The following is a 24,088-nucleotide window of genomic DNA, read 5'->3' as shown; positions in this document are numbered from 1 at the left end:
TGGGATGGACGCTGTATTAGCTTGAGACGGCCCGCTTGTGTGCGGCCCTAGAGCTTCTGGTCGCAGCGGATGTATCTCGCGAAGTGATTCAAGAAATCAATATCACAATTTGACAAATCGAGATTCGACTAAGTACGCTTTCCAAATTGAATAAGAGAATTTCAGGGGGAAATATTGTCTTCGGACGAGGAAGGTGACTCGGGTTCTGTTATCTCCCGAGTAGCATCAATTAATTTTACTCGGCGTGGATTTATTGGCGCCACCGCCGCGGTTCCTTTTGCGGCGCATGCTGAGTTTATTCTCGAAGATAGCTTGCTGGAACCCGAGCACGTCGATCTGAATTTTTCCATCACGGACGGGCTGCTGAAGGTCGCGATCGAGAAAGGACAATCGCGCGAGCGGCGGGCCTTCTGGTCGCGACTTGGTGTCAATAATCTGCGACGTACCATTCAGGAAGACGATGTCGTTGAGAACGAGGGTGCCGAGGTTGAGCAGCTGACCGGCCCTGTGTGGAGCATTGAGACGGCTCGGTTCGGGCCAGAAACAAAAGTTCGATTTCGCAACCAACGGACGCCAAAAGGGCGGCGGCGCTACACGGTAACGCTGCACGACGTGTCTTACGGACGCGTCTCCGGGCGGACAGTGCGGTTCTTCTTCGACGAGCGCCTTGAAGTCGATACCGAAGGTCGACAACTCTTCGAAGACATGAAGCGGAACCCGGATGCCGTGGGCCGGGTGATCAAGGCAAGGCTGGAGAAGCTGACAGTTGATGACGTGCCAATGCGGCGGGTCTACACAATCCGCGCGTCGACCGATGTCTGGTCTCTCAGGTCTGCGCCGACATCGAAGCGTTGGTTCGAAATGGAGCCCGCCGCGGCGTTTGATGCAGAGGCGCAGATTGATGGCGCATTGCGGCTTGACGCTTGGATTGCGCAGGCACCGAAGCGTGGAACCGACAAAGAGACACCCTTCCGGTTTTCGCTCCTGGTCGATGCTGGCCGGATCACGTCGACGTTGCAACTCGTCTTCAACGGCCAGGTTGGCTATGCCGACAGGGATGCAGGGCGCAATGTTCTGCTGTCATTCGATCAGTCCGGGACGTGGCGGGTTGCTCAGAGCGGTGTTTTCCTGAATGCATTGGCACCCGAGCTTGAGCTTGCGGACCTTATGATGCGGTGGCAACCGGTTGGCGGAGAGCCTTTGGAAGAGGCGCCGGAACCCGCGAATGCCGCTCCTCCAGAAGAAGATGACGACGCACTGAAGGCTGTTCCGGATGTCAAAGAGCGCTCTGGCCCGTCGGCGGCCACCGGGGCCTTTGAGTTGGTGGCCCAATCGCGTGTAGCGCCAGGCGATGCGCCATTGGTTTTCAAAGCCAGAGGGCTGGCACCGGGTTTGACCCTGTATATGGACCCGGATGCGAGAGAGAGCAGCCGGGTGCTCTTTCGCATTCTGGAGCCGACAGAGATCAGTCCGGGCAAGGTGGCGCCGGGACAATTGCGCTCAGAGGCGTCGCTTCTTACCGATTGGATCCGAATGGAAGTGACCGGCAATTCGAAGGCGGCCGCCGGACCGTTTGAGATCTTGCGCGGGCGGCTGTTGGAACGTGTCGATGCACCGGCGCAGATGAACGACTTCGACTATGCGCAATTCGCGGGCAGTATCAGTTTCGGTGGTAACTTCAAGGCGGCGGCCAGCCGTCACTGGCGCATTGACAGCCCGATCGGTCCGATGGGTTTTCGAGGACCCGCACCGGAAGATAAGACCGAAGACCGGACGGTGGAAGATCCGTTTCGGCAGCGCCATGGCGATCAGATTCAGGCGGTTTTCTTCTGGGGGCGACAGGAGAAAGGCGCGTATGTCCCGCGAAATCGTCCGAGGACGGACTGGATTGAGGTGAACGGCGTGCTGCGCGAGGCTGCCGTTGAGCTGGAGGAGGCGGACTTTAATCGTCTGACATTTGCGCCAACGTCGTTGACGTTGCTCTATACGCCAAACGACCTGCCACCGCCGCAGAAGAGCTACATCCGGCTTGCCGCTCCGAAGGGTTCTGAAGAGATTGGACAGTTGGATCTGTCCGACGCAGCCCTTGTGGCTTCGCGATCGGACAACCTGCTTGGGCTGACGTTCCGGTTTGCCGATATGGCCTTGTCGATCCAGCGGGACCGGGCAGAGCTTGTGCGGCGGAACGCGTCTTGCCGGATCACAACGGACCGGGAGCTGGATGGAAGCCACGACGTGCGCGATAGTCGCCCGGTGCTTGTGGTCGAATTTCCGGGACAGCACCTGTTCGAGGAGGCTTTCTTCCGGCCGGGTCTTCAGGAACTGCCCGATGTGATCTTTGAAGGACCGACGGTCGAAGCGAAGAATCCCGAAATGATCGTGACGACAAGTGGGGCCTCGGAGGGCGTGACCTTTGTCCCTGATCGAGTGTTCCTCACGCGGCTTCCGGAGGAAGAGGGTAAGGGGTGGCGGCTGGATCCGAACGATCGACAACAGGTTGTCGATCTTATCGGACTGTTACGCAGCGAAAATGCGAAGGCGGCATTCCGCACCGCCTTGAAGGACGCGAAGGAGATGTTCGAAGACGCGGAAGCAACGGCAATTGACGACAAGGCCAAAGCGGCAAAGGCGGCGGGTGCGCCCGACCCGGAGCCTGTCCCTCGCCCCTTTGCGGAGCTCGCCGAGCGCTTTGAAAAAGGCTTCACCAATTCAAACGGCGTGCCAAAGGATCAAAAGGTTTACATCGGACCCTACGCACTTGATCCCGACGTGATGCGCGTCGCGATGAAAATTTGGCGGCAGACCTTCGAGGCAAAGCTCACTCAGTCGGCCAATCGCCTTCTCGCCAAAGTCGCGCAGGCCGCAAGAGCCTTGCATGACGATGCCGGAAAGCTCGGCCCAGCGTCACTGACCGAGGAAATGCGGCGTATTGCACAGGCGGATGCATCCTTCGAAGGTGCGCTTGCGCTTGAACAACGGCTGGAAACGCAGTTCCCGTCCTACCAACTCTTCCGGTCTGTCTATCGCGACCTGGCTTTGGACATTGCGTTGGAGAGGATGGGCAAAGATCCGCAGGCAGCAGCTGAAGGGAACACTACACCCTTTGGCAAATTCGCCGGGATTGCTGACGTCGCGCCGGAGTTCATTGAAGCCACCCACGCCGATGCGTTTGAGAGGACACCTGCGTGGATGGCGCAGATTGGCCTCACTGACGCGATGATTCAGGCCGTTCGCGAACGCGCTAAGGCAGACTTCGTCGAAGCACTGAAGGGCAAAGAGCCTCTTGACATGCCTGCGCGTGGGCGGATCGCAAATCCGTCGCGGTTGGCGTTTCGCGTCCGGTGCCGGGACGGCATCTCGGTGGCCCGGAACAGGGTCGCGACACTCGACACTCCGTCGGATGCGCGTGCCGAGGAAGTGCGGGATCGGCTGCCTTTTTCGCTGTCGAGCCTGACCCGGTTCTCCGACTTCGACCTTTCGGTTGTCCGCCGGGCCCAGGCCATCTACCGCCCCAGTGAGACGGGGCGGATCGATGTCTCATCGCGCCGCCGCCTTGATCTTTCGCAGGGCGCTCGGCTCGATCTGCTTAACTTTACCTCCGGTCCGTTCGTGACGTCAGGCACGCGTCTTGGCGAGATCGCCAGATCACTGACCGATCCCCCGCATTTACAGGAGACGGCCATCGAGATACCGGCGCGCCTCACCCTGTCGCCGGATCAGAATGCTGTTGTTGTGGTCAACTCCCGTGCGATTCCGGACGGCATCTTTTGCGCACCGGGGGAGACCGGTGGAAACGACAAGAACAATGGGTGTCGCGGCGTACCGTTTCTTGAGAAGAAGCCCTATGTGCCGCTTTGGTCAGTTGAGTTTCTGGCAGGTGACGTTGATCCCAATCTGAGGGCCATTCACTCGCCTGATCTGCGCCCCGACGTATTCACGGCGCGCACCCAAAGGAAGCTCTTTCCGGCATTCGATGCATCGGTGGATAACCCGCCGTATCCGGCAGAGGCCGCTCGGAAACGGTTCCCCGGCGCAAGCGCGCCGCCGCGCGGGCCGATGGCGCCCTGGCACATTGGCGAACACGAAACCCAAACCCGCGCAATGGGCGTCCAGGACGTCAAGGACACGGCTCCCACGCAACCCGCCCTGTCGCGGCTCTTTGCCTATCTTGCGGGAGAAAAAGAGCGCCGCGCCGGAATTGATGCACGCGATATGAAGTTTCGGGCCGCGATCGATGCTTATGCGCGGCACGAACTGGTTCTGTTGAGCTCGGGTTGGGGGCTGCCTGTTTTGGGGCGACGCAAGCCTAACGGTCAGCTTGTCGCCGATTCCGGTCAGTCCGAGCCGGAGCAGCGTTATCGCCTGGCCGACGTTGAGGACGGCAGTGCACTTTACGAGCCACGCACGCTTCAGACCATCGAGTTGTCGCTGACTCCGATCGGCGGCACGCTTCGACACGCCAGTAGTTTCGAACCCTTTGCGGCTGCCTTTGACAGCCATGGTGATGCGCTCTTTGATGCCGTGTCGGTGGAGAGTTGGCAGCAATGGACGAACCTCGGGCGGGATGTGCATTGCGAAATTGTTTATAAGGGATTCCTCTGGCCGATTGGGCAGCGGGCGTCGCTGGTTCAGGTCACAGAGCGCGAATTTTTCGTTGATCCGTCGACGGGTGCTATCCACGCTGCGCTGCGACAGCGGTTATTCATTCGTGTCGGCAAAGCGGAGAAGCTGTTTCCGGCGCTGAAACAGCCCGCACAAGGGCGGCGGTTCCCGGTTGAGCGGCTGAGAAATCTCACAACACAGACACCTGACATTGTCGATCCGTCTGATGACGAACTCCGGCAGACGCAGGAGGCCCTGGCTCTTCCTGGCGGACGCATTCAATTGGGACAGGCCGCCAAAGGCTTAGTTTTCTGGCCTCGAACGGCGAAGTTGCCCGACGCCAACGTGCGCTTCGAGTTGGACCTTGATGGAACGGTTTCGGACATGCCGCTGCTGTTTGTCGACAATGTTGCAGCGAATGATCCGGGGACGCTGCGAGACCTTGCTGCGTACTACAACGATTTGCCTACGCCGGACCCTTTGACCTCCCAGGAAGGGCAAGAAGATTTTGATCCGGTTTCACATTTGCGAACCCTCGACATGGGCGGCGGCAAGCGGCGGTATGCAGCCGAGAAGGAAGCCGGGAGCGCGAGTGCGGAAACCCAGCTTTGGACGCTTTGTGCGACCGGTCTGTCGAGCACCAGATCGCGACCCGAGGATAACACGGAAAAGCTCACCTGGAAGCGCCAGGAGACCGTCTTCCGAAGTGACCCGGTTTTGCAGGGGGCGGATCAGCCGCCGTTCTATCCGGCCGTCGAGTGTTGTCGCATCCGAGTACGGCAAGCGGAGCGACTGATCGGTAGGCCGCTGTCTGGCGCGGCGGAGAAACAGGTGAAAGACGCGCGTTTCCTGCGTGCGATGCCGGATGCGCATTACGTCGAGTATGGCCTTCCGGCGACGTCGGGTGGAGATGGTCCTGTGGACTACGCCATCGAAGGAAACGTAGCCGAGACGTACCTTGCAATGGTCGATCAGCTTCAATTGACGATGGGTGACAAAGGCGACAACGCCGGTGGTGTTTATCGGCCTTCGGGTCGCGTTGTCGGATTGTCGCGCAGTCGTGGTGTTCTGACGTGGAACACCGAATTGGACGTCCAAAAACCATTGGCTTGTGACCTTCTGTTGTCGGTGGCCGGAAAGTTCGAGATTGGCAGGGCTCCAGAAACGCAGGCCAGCAGCGGCGCGGGCGCCGAGGTGGAAAACCTGCCGTCGCTCTGTTCGGAAGCGCCACCAGTCGTCATCGACCCGAACATTCAGCAAACAATAAAAGAAGCGCAGAAACTCTATAGCGATATTGTGGATGGCGACGCCAAGATCCTTGGCCTTGTCAGCATCAAGCAATTGTTCGAGTTCATTCAGAAGCTTGACCCGCCGTCGACCGGGATGCCCGAGTTGGCGGAACAGGCGAAGTATGGTGCGAAAGAAGTTCAGTCGGCCATTGGTCAGGTAGACGACGCGGTCGGTGACGCGTTGTCGGCGCTCGATGAGACCGTCGATCTCGTGCGCACGACGGTCATCGTGCCACTTGCGGAGGCTGTTCACGATATCCGCGAGAGCTGGGACGAACTGGACCGCGACATCGAGCGCTATGCGGACAAAGTCCCGGCAAACCTGCTTGGCAATATATCGTTTGCCAAAATTTTCCCGGACCTGCACTGCACACTGGTGGCCTTTGACGCGGCGCTGGCCCGCTCAATCGGCGCGGCAGACGCCATTGCGTTCACGCTTGTGGTCAGTGAGGTTTTTGCAGCGGGCCGCCGATTCCTCGACGCTCTGTTCCGCGCAGCTTCTGATCCGGGACGCAGGATTGAGGCGGGCTTGCGTGGCGGGATCGAGGGAATCCTGGAACTGATCCATGTGCTGGAGGAGCGGCGCGCGGAATTGGTTCTGGAGCTTGCGAGCCGGTACCTCGAAGAAGACGCGAAACTAATAAAGACCTTTGCCGACATCGCGCTCTATGTCTCTGGTCAGTCCGAAACGCTCCCGTTCGAAGTCGATGCGTTCGCCGACAAGATCGTAACAGCGCTCATCCCCGAGGACGGGGGGCCAGCGTTTCTGCCGGTATTCTCGGTTCCACCGGTGCCGGATCCGAGTTTTGGCGACACATGGAGTAAGCTTCAACCGACAGCCGCCGAGGCGCGCGACCTTCTGCGCTTGATGATCATTCTGCAGATCACAACGCGCGGTCGTCTGCCGCTTGAAGAGCTACTGGAGCAAACCCGTTCGGATTTCACAAGGCGACTAGAAGGTTTCGGGCAACGCTTAATTGACCGGGTTTCCAACTTGTGGACGGGCAGTATTACGCTCGCCGAGCAGATCAAGACTATCGCACTTGAGCGTCTTGCTAAGGTTGAGGACGAAGTTGACGCGCTTGCTGACTCGGACGCCAAGAAGTTCGCGCAAGCCGCTTTGGCAGAGTATCGGGCGCTGCTGGAAAGCTTCGAAAACGTATCCCAAGCGGATGCAGAGGCGGCGCTCAAGAGGTGGATCAAGACCGGCTTCAGCGACGAATGGAACCTCTTCCGGGACACAGAGCGCTATGTGCGCGAGGCGGTCGCAGGGATTCAGGTCGGAGATTTCGAACAGGCGTTCAACGCAATTGTTCGGTTGGCGGAGTTGCACTTCGGCCCGATGACCGGGTTCGAAACGCTCTGCAAGCAGACGCTCGAGCCGTTCCAGGAGGTCGCGAATGCGATCTATCCGGGGAGGAACGGTATCCACGCGCAGATCGCCGAGAAGCTTGGCGGGCATAACAGCGCAGTCAACGAGCTCAAAGCGCAGGTGGACGACGCTAGCAATGAGATCGATGGGGCCCTAAAGCAGCTTGATGCGGTAGCGCCTGAAGTCGATAAGCTGGGTGCGGATGCACAGCAAGCACTGCAACAGGCGAGACGTGTTATCGTTGCACAGTTGGGGCATGTCGGAGCCGCAAAAGGAGAACTCGACGCAGTCTCCGGCGCGCTAGAAGCCACTGTTGCGGATGTTAACGCTGATAGGGCACGGATGGTGCGGTTTGCCGGGAAGTTTGAGCTTCTTGCAAACTTCGAGTGCACTTTGGACAGTTTTGGCAATCTTGGCGAACTCGACGGTATTCACCGTGATTTCCGCGAGATGATTGTCGAGCGGCGCGCTTTGATGCAGCGGGTTGTTGAGCGAACGGCTGTGATTGCCACGTCTGTTGAGAAGCTGGTGAATAATGAGGCCGTTCAGGTGGGGGTGGCAGGAGGCGTTGCGTCAAGAGGCGTTGCGGGAGCGGCCGCGAGCGAACTCGAAGCGATTATGGGACGCGGCGACTTCACTGAGGAGCTCGAAACGTCAGCACAAAATTTGGTGGCCGACCTGGAGAACCGTCAGGTGGCATTGCAGGAACGTGCCAATGCCTATGTTGATCAGGCCGTTACGCTACTCCTGACCTACACTGAGGAGCTTCGAAAGCTTCTCGAAAGCGCCAAGATTATGCTGCGCCGCGGTGCGGGGGAGGCAAAGCCCGCCCTTGTGACCCAGCTGGAAACGCTCCTTGGCACAAGTCTTGAGCAGTTCACGTCTGAGATCCTCGTCTCACTCGACGAATACACCAATTGGCTTGCCAAGGTACGTTTCGAACTTGAGAAGGTTCAGTCAGCGGCGCCCAACGCTCGGGCGAAGGCCCTTGCCGATGCGAAAATTGCGCCACCCGAAAGACCCGAAATCAACCTGCTGGAGTTTCTGAAGAGTCCGCCGACACCAGGTATCGCCAAGCTTGATCTGGTCAACGAGATCGAAAGACGTCTGCTTGAGACGCTTGAGGGACTTGCCGATCAGGGCGCGGTTCTGTTCACGGAGGTCAGCAGTCAGGTCGTCGACTTTGCCAACAATGCGATTGCCCGTGTTTTGAATGCGAAACTTGGGATCCAGTTCCCGTCTCTTGATTTCGATTTCCCGCCCCCGTCCAACGGCGAAGACGTAAAACGCAAATTCTCGGGGAAAAATGGCCCCGAAAGCCTGTTGGAGGTCTACCAACAGTTCTGCGACTTCAGAAACGGGATTGCCGGTCTCGAAGCGGTTCAGGCTTTTGGCGTGAGCGACGTGCTCTTTGTCGAGCCTGATGGACGTCCTTCAGTGCCTGACACATACGTGCCCGCTGGCGGCGATAATCTGAGCGGCACCAATGACCGCCTTGCGGGCGATGTTGCTTGGCTGGAAGAACTGGCCTCTGAAGATGGGCTCAAACTTACCACAAACAAATCCGACGACGTCTATACCTTCCTTCAGGCGTTCCTTAACGAGTGGCGGGTTCTACGTCCAACACCGGTCGAGATCGGCAGCAATATCGAGGATATCGTCGCTGAGTTCCTCAAGGGGGATTTGTTTGCGGCAATTGATTTCACCGATCTGCGGGATCAGGTCGAGGATTACATTCTGAGTCTCGTACCGACGCAGATCGACATGAGTTATGGCTATGGCGTCGAACTGGGCGACAAGGTGCGGCAGGCGACCGGGGGCATTTTTGCGCCAGGGTCCGGGTCAAAGCTGACCATCGAAGCTGGAATCAAGATTGATCTCGGGTTCGACAAAGCGGCGGTTCATGCTAAGACGGTTGGGCGGCTGGATGCTTTTGACGTTAAGCTCGTCGGCGATGCTTTTGACGCGCTGACGCTGAAGTTCAACGGCGCGACCTTTACGGCCGAAACCGGCAAGAAAATGCAGTTCGAGATCTCGTATTCCGATTATGAGATCGGGCCGATGCTGGAGTTTGTCCAGCAGTTCCAGAGCTTCCTCACCCCGAAAGGCAACTCGGGTTTCTATCTTGAGCCGCAGTTCTCGCCGCTTGGCGTCGAGGCGGGCTACATTCTCAATCTCGGAGACTTCTCTGTTGGCGCAATGGCGATTTCGAATGTCGGCCTTGCGACATCAGCGATTCTGCCGTTCGAGGACAAGGATGCGCGGTTCAAAGCGTCGCTCTCAACGCGGTTGAGCCCGTTCACGATCACGTACACGCCTTACGGTGGGAGCGGATTTTTCGGAATCGAGGCAAACGCCAACGGTATTCTGGGCTTTGAGGCGAGCTTTGAGTTTGGTGGCTCCGCGGTCTTCGCTTTTGGGCCGCTGACGGGGCAGGGACGGTTGATGGCGGGGTTCTATATTCGCCAGTCGATTGCGGACAACGGTCAGAAGCTCACGGAACTCAGTGCCACGTTCTTTGTAGGGGGAACGGCCCAGATCTGGGTGTTCTCCTTTGCGGCGTCACTCTCGGTCCGACTTGGAATGGTCAACGGCGATATGAGCGGCGAGGCCATTTTCTCGTTCTCGTTCTCGATGGGGCTCGCGGATTTCGAGTACTCGGTCGTGATGTTCAAGAAGGAAGGGAAGGGCTTTGGCGGTCAACAGCAAGCCAGCCTTCGCGACATGCCGTTCGGACGGAGCGGCATTCGCTTTGCTGACCTTGGACTGAGCGCGGAAGGGCTGGAGCAGCTCGACGACACTGTGCCGCGCATTGATACTCGCACCGCCTGTCAAGCGCGGGAGTGGAGCAGCTATACTGATTATTTCACCGACGATGCCGCCGAGGACTTGTTCAAATGATTACCGATCTGAGCCCCGAGGAATACGAAAAGCTGAACATGCCACGGGTGCGCATACATGCGAGGATCGTTCCGAACGGCGCAGCAAAAAGGCCGTCGAGTGACGATAGCTGCCCGGTTGACGAATGCAACGATACCAAGCTCCGCGCTACGCTACTTCTGACACCCTATTTCGACGAGGCCAACAGTGCGGACGGGGTTGCGTTCGATCGGTGGCCGGAGGAAATCCACGCGCTTTTGACCGGTCCGATCAAGGGCCTGATCGCGACGGTGCCGAAAGGCATAGGCTCGGGCAGCGTTTGTGACGGGTTTCAGCAGGAAGTGACGTTTGCCGCGCCGGGGCTGGCAGGCCTTAGCGATGAAGACCTTGAAACGCTGTGCGACACCTGGGTCGGTTCGATCTGGAAATACGATCTGGCGGACAAAGACGGGATCATCAAAGGCGCAAAGATTGAGGCGAGTGATTGGGGGGATCTCGGAACGCGGATCAAGCGGTCGCTCGATGGGGGCGCGGTGTCGTCGTCAAGTATGGGTTCCGGCGATGGCAAGAGCACGCCTCCTGAGGCTTCGCTCTATGGACCCGACGGTCAGGTCGCTCCGACCGAGGAGGCCGGTCGGGCCAAGATGAATGTTGTCGCGGCGCTTGACATACGCCACGCGGACCTCGCGATCACGTTGGAGAACCAGCGGGCGTCGGCGCTTTCGGATTCGATCAAGGCTGCGTGCAAGGAAGAGGTTGCGCGGCTTCCAAAGCCCTTGAAGCGAAGGACATCAGAAGAAAGTGACAAAGTGCTCAAGAACGACAAGCTGCGACATGTGGCTGTTGATAGTCCGTTGCGCGATCTGGCCGAAGCGATCCTCAAAGAGCCGCTACGTGGAGCGGAGGAATCTTTCGACAGCTACGCACAGCGGTTGTCGATTTTGTTCCCGAAGGAGCCTCATGAAGACACAACAACTTACCCGCTTGGGAAACGGAAGTACGAAGTCAAAGAGGTCAAGGAAGCGCTACTGAGCGATGTTGATCTGATTGCGGAGCTTCGTCGGCGCCGCAGGATCGCGGAGCGAACTGCGTTGTTCGATGATCTGGTAGACGATCGAAAGACGTCGGTCGCGCATTACAAAAAGGCGAAAGGCGATTTGCAAGGCAAGGCTTTGGAAGAGTGCGTCAGACCTTCTGATCCCGAATGGCAGGACAGTGTCACGCCTGGCGATGCAGCCAATGGCGATGATCGGTTCGACGACCTGACTGCCGCTGCGCGGTATGCCAATTGGCAACAGTATCGGACCAAGGAGGACGAAGAGGAACAAAAGAACGTAACCCCAGAAACGTCCGACAGCCTTGATGCGGCGCAGCGGAGTTTCTTCACGCTACAATCGACGCCGACGCTCGCGCGGGCTGCCATGCTGGCGGTGGATCTCGAACTTGATCTGACGGTCAACGAGAATGCGGCGGCGCTTAATGAAGCGGGCGATTATGCGCATATTTGTGTTGATCTGAACGGGACTAGCGGAGGGCGCTCGATAGAAGCCGATTTACCGCGTCCCTGGACGCTTCTGCGTGTCACCGAGCATGAGCGCAACAAGTCGTGCTATCACTTCTGGCCCGTTTCCCGCGAGGAAGCCGACTGTCGCGGGGGCGCATCAAGCGCACCTGCGAAAGATCGGACGCGCCATTACGGCGGGTTGATGGTCATGGGGTTTGGTTCGGACTGCGATCTGACATGCAAGACGCCGCGCTTTGATTTAACGAGCCTCGATATCCGCACCGCGATGGAGCTGGAGATCCAGCGACGTAGCATCGAACAGTCGAACTCCGAGGCCAAAGAAGAGGTCGAGTCGCAGGAAGGGAAAAACGCGCGTGAGAAAACGCCGGGTGCGGCGGCCACGGATACCAAGGCGCTTCCGCCCGGTGTCAACCAACCAACCGACGGGACAGAACTCCAAGACGAAGGTGATCGGCAGGACGTCGGACTGACGCTTCTTGATAGAGGCCTTTGCGCTCAGGCCATTCGCAAGATGGCGGCCCGCGATGCGAAGCTGGCAGACAAGGGACGGATTGCCACCTGTTCTGTCGATGGGCGCGCCTCCATTGTGCTCGACGGTGAGGATTTGACCACCGGTTACCGTTTCTTCATCGGCACACCTGGAAACGCATGTACCAAGTGGCATCCGATGATGTCGCGGGCGATTGAGTTCGGCACGACCGGCCCGAGATGGCGAAAGACCGGCCGGATCGAGCGCGTGCTCACGCGGCTGATTGGCCGGACTGGCTCATCCGAGCGGGTTGCGCTAGAGAGCGCTGCGATGAACGTGCCGGGGCGGATGCTGCCCAAGGCTCCGGCACCAAATTCCGATGATGTGCTCGAAGCAGAGGCTGTTTTCGAGCAGGCGGTATCGGTTTGGGATGGGGGGCCTATGGGTGTCGAGTGCTCGACGCAGCCGGGTGCCGAGAAAACGACGGCTGACGTTCTGATATTCGGGCGTGAATTGAGTATACCCGATGGCGTCGACTACCAGATCCCGCGACTTCGCTATGGACAACCATACCGGTTCGCGCTCGCCGCGGTGTTTTCTGGCGGTCGGTCGTTAGACGGCACCGACTTCCCCGATGACACTGGAAAAACCGACACCCGCGCGGACCTCTATTTTCCATCGGCGCGTATGCAGGCGGCTTCGCAGGATCGTGTCGACGAGGATGGAGCCAGCGTCGGGACAAGCGTAAGACCGTATGTACGTGCGCTGCGGCAGGCCAAGATCGGGGCACCCCAGGTGCTATTGCCGGAGGGGCATGCCGTGCGGACCAATGGCCCGATGGGACCCGATCAGGCTGGTTTGATGCTTGTGCGGAGTATCGACAGGAATGAAAAGAACCCGAAGGACAAACGGTTCACATCACGTGGGCAGCCTGCCTCTGCGCGTCGCATCATCCTGATCCCGTCGATCCCCTTCGCGCGCGCTTCAACGCATATGGGTACCCCGGATGGGAAGGCGGGACCGTCTTTGCAACCCGAAGATCCGACTCGCGGTGTCTTTGACGATCTGGCAAGAACGCCGACCTCCACTGGCGGGTTGACTTTTGTGCGGCAACAAAAGGGCGGCTGCGGGTTCCCTTCGGTGAAGACGACATACCTAAAGGGCCTGAATGGCGGACAGCATTTTGCAAGGCGCAGTATTGAAGACGCGCCTTCGGATAAGTCGTTGTTGGAAGGTGAGGATCTCGATGGTTCGGTCTTTGCTGCCGGCTCATCGTCTGACAGCGCCTATTACCCTGACCCGGCCGCCGAGGCCCTCGTCGTGCGTGTGCGGATGCAGGGCGGAGAAGGTGAGTGGTTGACGATGGTGCAGGACGACAAACCTGAGCAAGGCGACATCGCGCCGATCGACCTCGTTGAGGGGCACACCTATCCCGACCGCCGCCGTGTGCTTCTGACGTTGAACCGCGACAAGATCCGTGAAGAAGTTCCGACCAAGCTGGGTCAGATCATGCAGTACAACCCGCGCCGGTACTTCGATCCGGCGCACCAGGGGAGCGCGGAGGCGTCGGGTAAGTTTCTGGCGCGGGAGTTGATCCTCAAACTTGCACCCCATGAGTGGGTCGATATCGAAATGTGGCTTCTGCCAAGCGCTAAGCGGCTCGCGCAGGATTTCGCGGTCATTCAGGCTCTGGGTGTGCAGCTTTCACAAGTTGGCGAGACCTCTGTTGCTTCGAGCCTTCGGGCGATCTGCAAGGGTGCCAACATGTGTCTGCCGCAGGCGGTTTTCGACAAGATCATTGCGGATTTGCAAAATAGTGATCAAGGCAAACAGGCCTTTTTTGCGCCTGGCGGTGTGAGCGCCCCTTCGATGCAGACGCTTCTTGCACTGGCAAAGGCTGTGCGGCAGTGCATGATCCGCCATCCGATGCCCGAGATTTCTGCAGTGTCGCAACTGCGAGCCATTCACGCTGCGAACCGCGCTACAATCGAACCGTTCATTGCCGGGGCGGAGACCAATGAGCACTTCGACGGTGTCGCTTTTTCGTCCAAGGCGCCCGGTGTAACCGAACCGCCGAAGCCTATACGCGCGTTCAGGCCGAGCGAGATTGCCGCTGGACCCAAAACCTTTGACGCTGTGGTCGCGGAGCGCGAAGTAGCCAACAGAGAGAACCCAAACCAGTCCTCCAAAGACAAAAAAAGTCTGAAAGTCTGCATTGACGACGAGACAACGATCACCGTCGCCGCAAAGGGGTCGACGAACCTGATCTTGGACGGCGAAGTGCAGCTTGACCTGAACCAGATCGACACGGTCGAGGTGCGCGCCCGGATGGCGTTCCCCGGATCGACGGCTTTTGATGATCGGCTCCGCGGTCGGTCGTTGGCGCTGCGCCGCGCAGGCTGGTGGCCGCTGGTGGATGATCCGTCGGGCGCCGAACCTGACAGCGAGGACAAAGTCTTCCGCGATGCCCAGAGCCTTTTTGGTTTCCACGTCTACCCGAGCGGGAAAACCGCCTTTGATCGTGCTGAGGTGACGCTTCTCAGGGCGGAGAACCTGCCCCGTCCAAGCGGTGCGGATTGTCAACGCAAGCTCAGCCTGCGGCGGCTGTTCGAGGAAGGCGATCTCGGAGATATCCGCATTACGGAAAGGCATCTGTTTCCCGATGGCAAGGCGCGGCGGATGTGGGTTTGGGTCAACGGATTACCGCGCACCGCACAGTTCATGCGCACCGCAGATCGGCGACTTCGAAGGAGAGACCCTTGGGTTGCGTCCGAAGGCTTGCACCATGAGGTTGGCGATCTCGTGGCCGGCGAAGACCTGCGAGCAGAGGCGCAATGCAGATTGAGCGGCGAAGTCGAAGTCGTTCTCCCGGCCACCAAGCGCCCGGCGAAACCGGATGCACGCGCGCCGCTTCCTGCCTTCCGGCATGATGCTCCAGATGAGGATAGCAAAAAGAGCAAGATGCTCACCCATCACCGCCGTTCGATCATCCGTATCCCGCTTGGGCGCGAATGGTTTTCTTCCGGCGAGGACGAGCGTCTCGGGATAGTCCTTTGGCCACCTTATGTTTCGCCTTCGGACAACTGGATGATCGGCAAGAACAAGGTGAAGTTGCGGAAGTCGGAAGATGATAAAGACGCACGCGAGATTGATCTGAACGATCTCAAAGAATTTCGTCTCACCAAGCGCAAGCTTGTAGACATCATCTGTGCGCCGCTGAGCGGGTCTGTGGCAGATGACCCGATGCCGTTTGAAGACGCTCATCTCGGGCCGGGCGGGCGATTTGTCTCGCGACGCGGAGCGGACCCAGTTCGTGAGGGAAACTACCACCGCCAGATCCTATTCTCGCCAGGTGATTTCCCGGATCTCGATCTAAAAGAGGGCGATCCGCAGAAAGCAGAACTTGTACCGATGGTGGAGATGCCGCTGTCGGACGAGGAGGCCTCCGAAGACGCGGACGCAGAAGATCGGGTGCCGCCGATGATGGTGTCGCTTCTGACTTATGTGCCGCGCTTCGATCCGGAAAAGGAGACTTGGTACGTCGATGTCACGCTGGAAGACAGTGAGGCCGCCGAGACCTTCGTCCGCTTTGGTCTGGTCCGCTTCCAGCCGCACACGCGCCCGGCGCTCAGGTGTTCGCGCCCTGTGAGACAGTTCGTCCAGCCGCTTCCCGAGCGCATCGTTGATGTCACGCGCATTCCCGAGAACGAGGGAGATGGCATTCGGATCAGGATGTGCGGACCTACATTCTACCGCCGCCGGATCAGCCATGCGCTTCAAGAACATTTGAGTTCGCTTTCGAAGGCGGCAGATGGCGCGGATGCCGCCATCCCTCCCGGAGCAGGCGCACCGATCGCGGATGGGGCGGAAGAGGAAATGAAAACGCCGACGGAGTTGGCGCTTGAGCGGGGTTGTCGGCTCGAAGACCTCGCGGACCTTGTTCAAGGTGCTGATGCGGCACCTCGGATGAAGGTAACGGTATTTCGGGAAGGTAAGGATGCACACGGACGGACCTATCGCGAGACAGTGCCACTGCCCGTGAGCGCCGCGGGTCGAGGCAGCCATCTGTTGTTGCCGCTAGATTTCGACACTGGCGTGATTGATCCCAAGGACTTCAGCTCGATCAGACGGAATGATCCGGAAAGCAGGCGCGCATTTCTCAGATTGAACGAGAGTCACCCGATTAAGGCCGGTAGCGTTGCGGTCAAGACGGCGCAGACAGCGAGGGGTGACGGAACGTGGCTACTGAAGATCCCAAAGGAAGTTCTGGGTGACCTGAACGATCTGCATGTGCAGGTTGAGGAAGTCGAAGCCTTCGAACCGGCCGATCCGCTGACGGTTGAAGAGCGGGCCCGGGTTCCGGAGCCGAGTATGGTCATGGAAAAGCCGGACAATCGAACTGTCGACGCCGCGGCGGGCAACGGTGAGGCAAACACGGTAACCGCCACGTCGGTAAGAGCGCCCGCCAGTGCCGGCGGGCCGAATGCGCGCGAGTTGGGATACCATCACAGCGGTGCCAGAATGCGGGCCGTCTTCGATTTGTCGAAACTGGATTAGACCCGTCGATTGAACTGAAAGAAACGGAGAAAGACGCAATGAGAACCAATTTGCTCTTCACGGTGGCGGCCCTGTGGCTCGCCGCTACACCCGGTCAATCTGAGGTCTGGTCGGATTGGGTCGACCTTGCGAATTTCAAGCCGGATGCCGCGCCTCTACAGCAGACGCGGGCCGACCGGGGGCACTCAGCCAAGGACTACAAGGTCCAGCGGATTGATGAAGGGACCGGCAGTGCGGTCAACGTCGACGAATATGTCGTGCGGATCGATACGCTTCCATCGGGGATGAACAAGACGCAGTTCTTCTGGCACGTTCGCAAGAACCTCAACAGCTTCTTCGACCAGTCCGTGGCCAGCTTCGATGGGTTCAATGGCGATGACACCGGTGATTGGGGCTCGCAGAGCATAGCGCTCCTGGGCACGATTATGGTGTTTCAAATCAGCACGCTCGGCGGCGTGGGCAACGACGAGGCCGCTGTCGTTGTGTCGAGAACCAGTGATTTCTCTTGGGTGTTTTCCCCTGTCACTGATGAGGCGCTGGTATTGGGTTTTGGAGATCACCCGGTAGCCGGAAACCGGGAGTTTGGGCTTCGTGAAGTTGGTGGTCACATGGAGTTCTACACGCGCGCCTTCGATCGCGTGTACCCGAGTCTTGTCAGTGCAGCGGAAGAAACGGCTTTCGAAGGGGCGGACAAGCTTTGGAAGAGCCTTCAGACCAATCTGGAAAACTTTGTGAACTCCAACGGTGGTTCGGCAACGAAGCAGACGCCAAATGTCCCGGGCGGAACCGTCCCGGCGAACAAACCGCAGTACGCAGTGGTATGTGTGGACGTGGCGGTGTCTCTCAGTTGTAGCTGACATTCAAGGCCGCTCTTGCCGGGTGGCGTCTGTTTTGCACTGGGCAAGTTCCCGCAATCGACGGCGAATTCAGACGACTTTGAATTTGTCTAGCAGCACACTCAATCGGACGGCACTCGTCAATTTGGACGCACCAAGAAAAAAGAAACTCAGTCTAGGTTATTGGATTGGCGCTTGGGACTTTAACCGTCAAGCTTGTTAGAAATGAGCTTAAGACCTATGATCCAAATCGATAGTTACTTAATTTTAGGAGGGGGCAACATGTGGCGCCCAATTTCTTTTATTTGTTCTATTCTAATTGCATCATCTGTTCCAGCTGAACCCAACATGGTGACCTTTGAGGACTCAGGAACTCTTTATGTCCAATGCGAGTGCCTTGTGGCTTTCCCGGCATGCCAGTCGGAAATTCTCTCCCAGATTGCTGGGAAGCCGAAACAGACCTGGACGCAAACAGGAACCGTGAAAAAAGATGTGACGCTTGATTTGACACATTGGTGTTTCCGGCGACGGGAATTAGATGGGCCCGGCGTAGGGATATGTTGCACTAACGGCGATGAATACGAAGATAATATGTCGTTATTCCAAGGGACATTCGACGAGATACGGTAAAACGAAAATGGTCTTCATTAAGCGGCGCACCAATTTGGCATACCAACAACGCAGGGACGTTTAGCCGCTGCTGCTCTTGGACCGTGTTTATAACGCTGGAATGTTCGCGAAGTTCTCTTCTTCTCAATGGCACCTTTCAAAAATAGGTGGAATCTATGAAATTTCTGTTTGTAATGGCTCTACTTGCTTTTGTTTTTGCGGCACCTCCAAGTGACGCTTCGGAAACAGCCACCGAAGGCGAGCAAGGAATCATGTATGTCGATTGATTTGGATGAAACTGACGAACGGCGGATTTGCGAAGATTGTGTGGGTGATCCGTATCTCGCCAAGAAAATAGAGGACTCAGGCGAGGAAAAATACTGTTCCTACTGTGATGAAATTCTTCAAACTTGGTCCTTTTCCGAGCTTTCTGAGTCCATCGAAACAGCGTTTGATAGCCACTTTATTCGCACATCTGATCAACCCGATGGATTTCAATCGATGATGTTGGCTGACAAGGAATCCAGTTACGAGTGGGAGCGTGATGGCGAACCGACAGTCTATGCAATCATGAACGCACTAAATTGCTCCGAAGAGCTTGCCAGCGATCTACAAAGCCACTTGGAGGAAGTGCATGGGGATTGGGAGGCCTGGCAGTTGGGGGAAGAGTGTCCCTTTGCATCAGATGCTCATTATGAAGAGATTATTCCAAGTGACGGAGCGCATCACGAAGGCTGGTATCGTTTCGAACAAAATTTGAAGAAAGAGACCAGGTTCTTCAACCAAGACGCTCATAAGTACCTTCTGTCCATCTTTTCTGGGATTGAAGAAATGCAGACTTCCAACGGTAACTCTGTCATCGTTGATGCTGGACCAAGCCAAGAAATTTCTGGTTTCTATAGGGCGCGGGTTTTCTACTCTGACAGAGACCTCAAGAAGGGATTGTCACGACCGGATCTCGAACTTGGCCCACCACCTTTTGAGTATGCGCGCGCTGGTCGTATGAACGCTCATGGAATTTCAGTGTTTTACGGTGCCGACACGGTTGAGGGAGCCATTGCGGAGGTGCGTCCTGCCGTCGGAAGCCAAACCCTTGTCGGGAGGTTTGATCTGACGCGTCCCGTAAAGTTGTTGGATTTCCGCATTCTGGAGTCATTGAGTGAACGTGGCAGCATATTTGATCCCGAATATGCGACACGCCTGACGCGGATGATGTTCTTGAGATCCCTAAAGAACCGGATCTCCCGACCGGTAATGCCAACCGACGAAGAGATTGAGTACTTAACAACCCAAGCTGTCGTTGATTTTTTAGCTAATGGTTTGTCTGTAAAGCTGGATGGGGTGATCTTTCCATCTGCTCAGACGAACGAGGCGACTACAAATGTTGTCCTCTTCCACCGGGCTAGCAAAGTCGAGAAGATGGACTTACCCGATGGAGCGGAGCTTAGCGCCCATACCACTATGTCGACTGAAGACGGCCCAGAGCCGGACTATTGGGTATGGGAAGAGGTTCCCGCAAAAGAAGAAAACGAAACCACTGAGCCCTCTTCGAGCTTTCCGTTTCAGGAGTTAAACTGGCAATATGAGTGCGAGCTCGTCGAAGAGCCCACACTTACCCTTGATTTAAAGTCTTTGACCGTTCAAATCGTTACCTCTGCGACCTATGGGACGGATAGTTACACAGTTCGTCGGCATCGTATGCAAAAGCAATCGGAGGAGATATTCTAGCATCCCTTTGTGATGGATCGCTGCATCTGATCGACATAACCAACATCGCAAATTCCTGTGTCATCAGCCAATGAGTATCCACGAGCCAGCTTTGCCTGAAGTGTTTTCAACATTTCTTTCACGGCCGACGCTTGATCTCCAAAAGTTGCCAGTCGATATTGGCCCCAAGTCCCACGCCTTCCCCAATGGCGCTCAACAATCTGTTCACCCCAAAGGTTGGTGGAAAGATCTAAGCGGTAGAAACGGGCTTTGTTTAGTGCGGCATCATCATGGTACAGCGTAACGCTGCAGCTACCCTGAGCGAGATTTATTAAGTATTCCATGGTGCATTACCGCCTTTCGTTAGCGCCTTGGGCGCAGCCTTGCTGCAGCTTTGATATCCTGAGCATTTGCGCGGCTTGCCTGTAATGATTGGCGCATCTCAGCAAATATTGGCTTTACGCCATCAGGGTCCCGTATTGTCAGCAGTACGGCAAACGGTACCCCTGCAACTGGGAACTCGGCTTCCGCTCGCACCAGACTGGTCACCTCCAAACGCCAGTCAGAGGTTTCCCCGCGCTCATTCAAGTTCCGGCTATATTGTTTTGATGGCCACCACTTAAGGCCGTGCGCTATAAGAGCTTTTTCTGGAATACCTAGGCCCGCCGAATTGGGCAAATATCGTGCGTCAACTTGGTTCGTATACCCATATTGACCGTCTTTGTTTTTTCGATTCTGACGCTGCCGCAGCGACGCCTCTAGGTTCACCCTGACGAACTCAGCACCAAAAGCGGGATCGAGGGGTGGCGAGTAGACCAGTGTCATTCTGACTTGCCCGGAGCAAGCACCTTGGTGATCTACTAGGCTTTGGGGCCAAGAAAAGGGAAAGCGAAGAATCGCCGGACGACGGGCTCCGATCGTCAATCGACTTTGGAAAACCATCGTCACCTCATGATCGTCGGTCTCCAGCATCTCAGCAACGCTGGATGGCTGTCCGTATCCGGAAAACTGACGCGCAATGTCTTTCATACCGCGCTTTGTGAGCGGATCGGGTGTGTGGGAGTGGTGCAACAACATTGCCCTCAGAGCCTCAGAACCTAATCCGCCCTGCGTGTCCCGATCCAATCCGGCAAGAGTTCGCGAAACCAAAGGAGCTGCGAAACTTGTCCCCGCCACATCCTGGGACAACCCTGCCGTGGTGATGGATTTCAAGCCCGTTGGATTTCCTGGCCCGACTCCCCCTGCTCCACCATAGGCGGCGACGTCGGGTTTGACACCTACCTGCAGACCCGGACCTCGTGTTGAATAAACTGTTGGCGCATCCATTATCTGTGTCGTGTTTGGCGGGTTAAGTGCGCCGACAGATATGGAGCGTACGCTTTCAGATGGCTGAAAGATGGTGTCTGGCTGCGTTCTTGAGGCAAAATATGAAACAACATCACTTGGCTTTTTTTGCCAGGGAGCGCGGGCTTGGCCAATCGGAAGGTTGCCCGCCGAGTTTACAAAGATCACTCCATAAGTGTCGGCAATCTGATCCAGTCGCGCGGCGTAAAGACCGTAGCGATGACGATTCACATCGGAAGTCACATTGATCGACAAGTTAAAAATCTTAACACCGTGATTTTCGCTGGCCTCAGCTACAGCCTGTTCGAGTTCCTCAAGGAAATCCGAAAATCCGTTTGGGTATTGATCGAGGAATGGTCCTTTTGGGAACAGCGGAACATCGTATAGAATGCACCCGCTACTTTCCTGTGCAACAGCTGGGCCGTTTAGGGTTTGACCAAGAGCAACCACACCGGCAACGCCAGTACCATGATTTCCATCGAACTCATCTTCATCAAGGTAGTCAAATCGACCGGCAAGCCAAGCAGACAAAATGTCGGAGACGCCGGAATCAACAACGCCAACTATTGGATAAGGAGCCCCAGTAACGGGCTCAGGTATAGCTACCTGCCTACCGCTGCCCGCACTGGTTTCTTGAGGTGCAGGAACCTCCCCATTTCCCAGTTGAAGCTGGATAGGTGGATTAATTGCGCGGACCAAGGGGTGGCTTGCGAGCGTCGCAAGCGCATCCTCATGGCGATCTGGTGACAAATCAATAGGGCCGCCGCGCGTCACTGCCGTCACGTCACGCCCTGACAGACCAAGACGGTTGTCAATAAGTGCCGATTCGTCACTGTGCGTAAGTTGGAATTCAAGAACAGGTGTTCGCCCAAGCTTCGTTGCTAGAAGTGTGCGCGAGCCAGGCCCAAAGCTAAGTAAAATTTCTTGTAAGCTGTTTAAGAGAGCACTCTGCCCTAGTGGGTCGTCGGCGATCACATTGCGAGACGGTGTTTCAAAGAGCTCGACATGATAGCCGGACACTGTGCGCGGGTCCGAAAGCAATTGCATGGCTGCTGCCGTCGAGAAATTGCGCTTGGTCGCCACAGGCGCAATTTCAATGCTCTCGATTGCACCGACTTCCGAGCGTGCCGCAGACGGTGCTGGATAAGGCAACCCGGTGTTCTTGGATATGTTGATGACAACAGTTTGTTCAGCCTGTTCGACCCGGCGGCGCAGCGCAGGAAGATATATAAGTGGAGCGCGAAAATAGAGTGTTCCAACTCCGTCTGCGCCTACACACGGGAATTGGTCCTTCTGGAAAAGCCAGGTGACCGGGCGATATGATTTCGCTAAAGCAGCCTCCCGCATTTGAACCCGTAAATATGTTGCGGGCCCAAACGAGCTGGCTTGCACGGATTCAGTAATTGTGTCGATGGACTGCAATATGCTGGATTTATGAGCGCCAAACTCGGCGTCTGCGTTCTCGAAAAAATCCTTGTTTCCACCGCCCTGACCGGGATCCGGAGCCCTTAGAAATGCTTCATCGTTGAGAATGATCTGTACGGGATTATTTGGCATTTGAAGCCTCCACTAAAGGGAGATGGCGTTGTGATTTCTTAAGTTCGCTAATTTTTGACTTACTCATTCCGGTCGCAGCCGCGATATCCTGCTGACTAATTGCGATTTGGCTGTCGTTTGTGATCATGCTGACGAAAGCGTCAGGGTCATGGGCAAGCAGCTTTGCTGGAGCATGATCGTGTTCGGGCAACCGAGCTAAAACAGTGCTTAGAGCTTGAAAAATGCCTGGCCCATTATGCTCTGAACCACTTAAGGCAAGCGTGCGCTTTATCGACGTGCAAACGCGTTGCAGATCCGCTCCGGAACGCCCTCTTAGACAGTAAGCAATAATGCTGACCGTGCCATTGTCTGGCGCTATTGGTAGCAAGAACCGTTTCACAAGGCTCGTAACAGCTTCCATATTAGGCTCACCGATGTGAACATGAGTTTCAAATCGGCGCCAAATTGCAGGGTCAAGCAAACGATCATGATTTGTGATTGCAATTGTGACGCCGTGATCGCGCCTGAGGTCTAAATTTTGCAGAAGTGTGTTCACAACACGCTTGATTTCCCCAATCTCCTGCGGGTCATCGCGTTGCTTCGCCAGCGCATCGAATTCATCCAGAAGCAGAACACAAGCATAGCGATTTGCGAACTCAAAGAGATTTGCGATATTGCGAGCGGTCGTACCTAAGAACGATGAAATCAAACCATCTATACGCGCCATGATCAGTGGCAGTCCCAGGTTTTGGGCGATATGGTAGGCGGTCATGGTTTTTCCCGAACCGGGGGGGCCAAAAATGAGCAGCGATCGGGTCGGCTCTACATCAACACAGCGTAGCGCTTCAGGATGCCGCCATTCATCGAGAAGCCCGTCAATTGTATCTTTGACATCCTTCTCATAGATTGGGGCGGTTTGCATCGCCCCAGGGAATTCAACGGTACAGAGCTGTGCGCCAGTTTCACGATCAATGGGTGGTATTGTGTCCGATGTTAGCGTTTCGCCAACTACCATCGAGCGAGACACTTCGACCTTGCTGGGTGTAAGTTCTTTGGTTTCGGATGCCGAAGACAAAAGCCTGCGGATTGTCGCTGCCTCTTTGTCCTCACCTTCTTTTTCTAGGCGCGTAAGTAGCCGCTGAACCTGCTTGTCGAAGGCCTTTTGATCGCCGGCAAGCCCTGATCGGATAATGCTCTGAACAACCGAAAAGTGATCCATGTTTGCCTCCCAGCGGTGAATTCCCGCGATTTTTCGCAGTTTTCCTAGTTATCGTGGAAAAATCCTAAATTAGCAAGCATAATTCCTTAATATTCGTTATTTTTCCGGAATGAGGCGCGCAAATTCCGGTTCTTTGCTGTTTT

7 protein-coding genes are annotated in these 24,088 nt (G+C 56.7%); 4 read left to right on the top strand and 3 right to left on the bottom strand.

All coding sequences use genetic code 11. The features are described 5' to 3' along the window. The first annotated feature begins 174 nt into the window (after positions 1 to 174). The 4 genes from JT51_RS20205 (at position 175) to JT51_RS20185 (ending at position 19,867) form a co-directional block, all read left to right on the top strand. The gene (locus JT51_RS20205) at positions 175 to 10,164 is read left to right on the top strand and encodes a hypothetical protein (RefSeq protein ID WP_152563406.1); all 9,990 of its coding nucleotides are present in this window, start codon (positions 175 to 177) and stop codon (positions 10,162 to 10,164) included. Then, on the top strand, positions 10,161 to 16,694 hold the full coding sequence (locus JT51_RS20200; RefSeq protein WP_037317377.1) for a hypothetical protein: 6,534 nt from the start codon (positions 10,161 to 10,163) through the stop codon (positions 16,692 to 16,694). The genes JT51_RS20205 and JT51_RS20200 overlap by 4 nt, the downstream gene beginning before the upstream one ends. Positions 16,695 to 16,732: 38 nt before the next feature. After that, positions 16,733 to 17,551, top strand: a complete 819-nt coding sequence (locus JT51_RS20195) for a hypothetical protein (RefSeq protein ID WP_037317374.1) — start codon at positions 16,733 to 16,735, stop codon at positions 17,549 to 17,551. 864 nt (positions 17,552 to 18,415) lie between these two features. Beyond that, positions 18,416 to 19,867 carry an RES family NAD+ phosphorylase gene (locus JT51_RS20185; protein ID WP_037317368.1) on the top strand — a complete coding sequence of 484 codons (1,452 nt, stop codon included), beginning with the start codon at positions 18,416 to 18,418 and terminating at the stop codon, positions 19,865 to 19,867. Here JT51_RS20185 and JT51_RS21330 read toward each other — a convergent pair. From JT51_RS21330 to JT51_RS20170, 3 genes are read right to left on the bottom strand one after another with little or no spacing between them, the layout of a single operon-like run. Further along, positions 19,864 to 20,190: a WGR domain-containing protein gene (locus JT51_RS21330; protein ID WP_051927666.1), complete on the bottom strand. Its 327-nt coding sequence runs from the start codon at positions 20,188 to 20,190 to the stop codon at positions 19,864 to 19,866. The genes JT51_RS20185 and JT51_RS21330 overlap by 4 nt on opposite strands. A 19-nt stretch (positions 20,191 to 20,209) precedes the next feature. Then, complete coding sequence (locus JT51_RS20175; RefSeq protein WP_037317365.1) at positions 20,210 to 22,747, bottom strand: S8 family peptidase; 2,538 nt, start codon at positions 22,745 to 22,747, stop codon at positions 20,210 to 20,212. Then, on the bottom strand, positions 22,737 to 23,945 hold the full coding sequence (locus JT51_RS20170; protein ID WP_037317363.1) for an AAA family ATPase: 1,209 nt from the start codon (positions 23,943 to 23,945) through the stop codon (positions 22,737 to 22,739). The genes JT51_RS20175 and JT51_RS20170 overlap by 11 nt, the downstream gene beginning before the upstream one ends. Between the last annotated feature and the right edge of the window lie 143 nt (positions 23,946 to 24,088).

This window comes from Ruegeria halocynthiae, from assembly GCF_000743705.1.
Taxonomy (GTDB): domain Bacteria; phylum Pseudomonadota; class Alphaproteobacteria; order Rhodobacterales; family Rhodobacteraceae; genus Ruegeria; species Ruegeria halocynthiae_B.
Note: the sequence above shows the minus strand (reverse complement) of the source record. Positions and strands in the feature narration are given on the sequence as shown.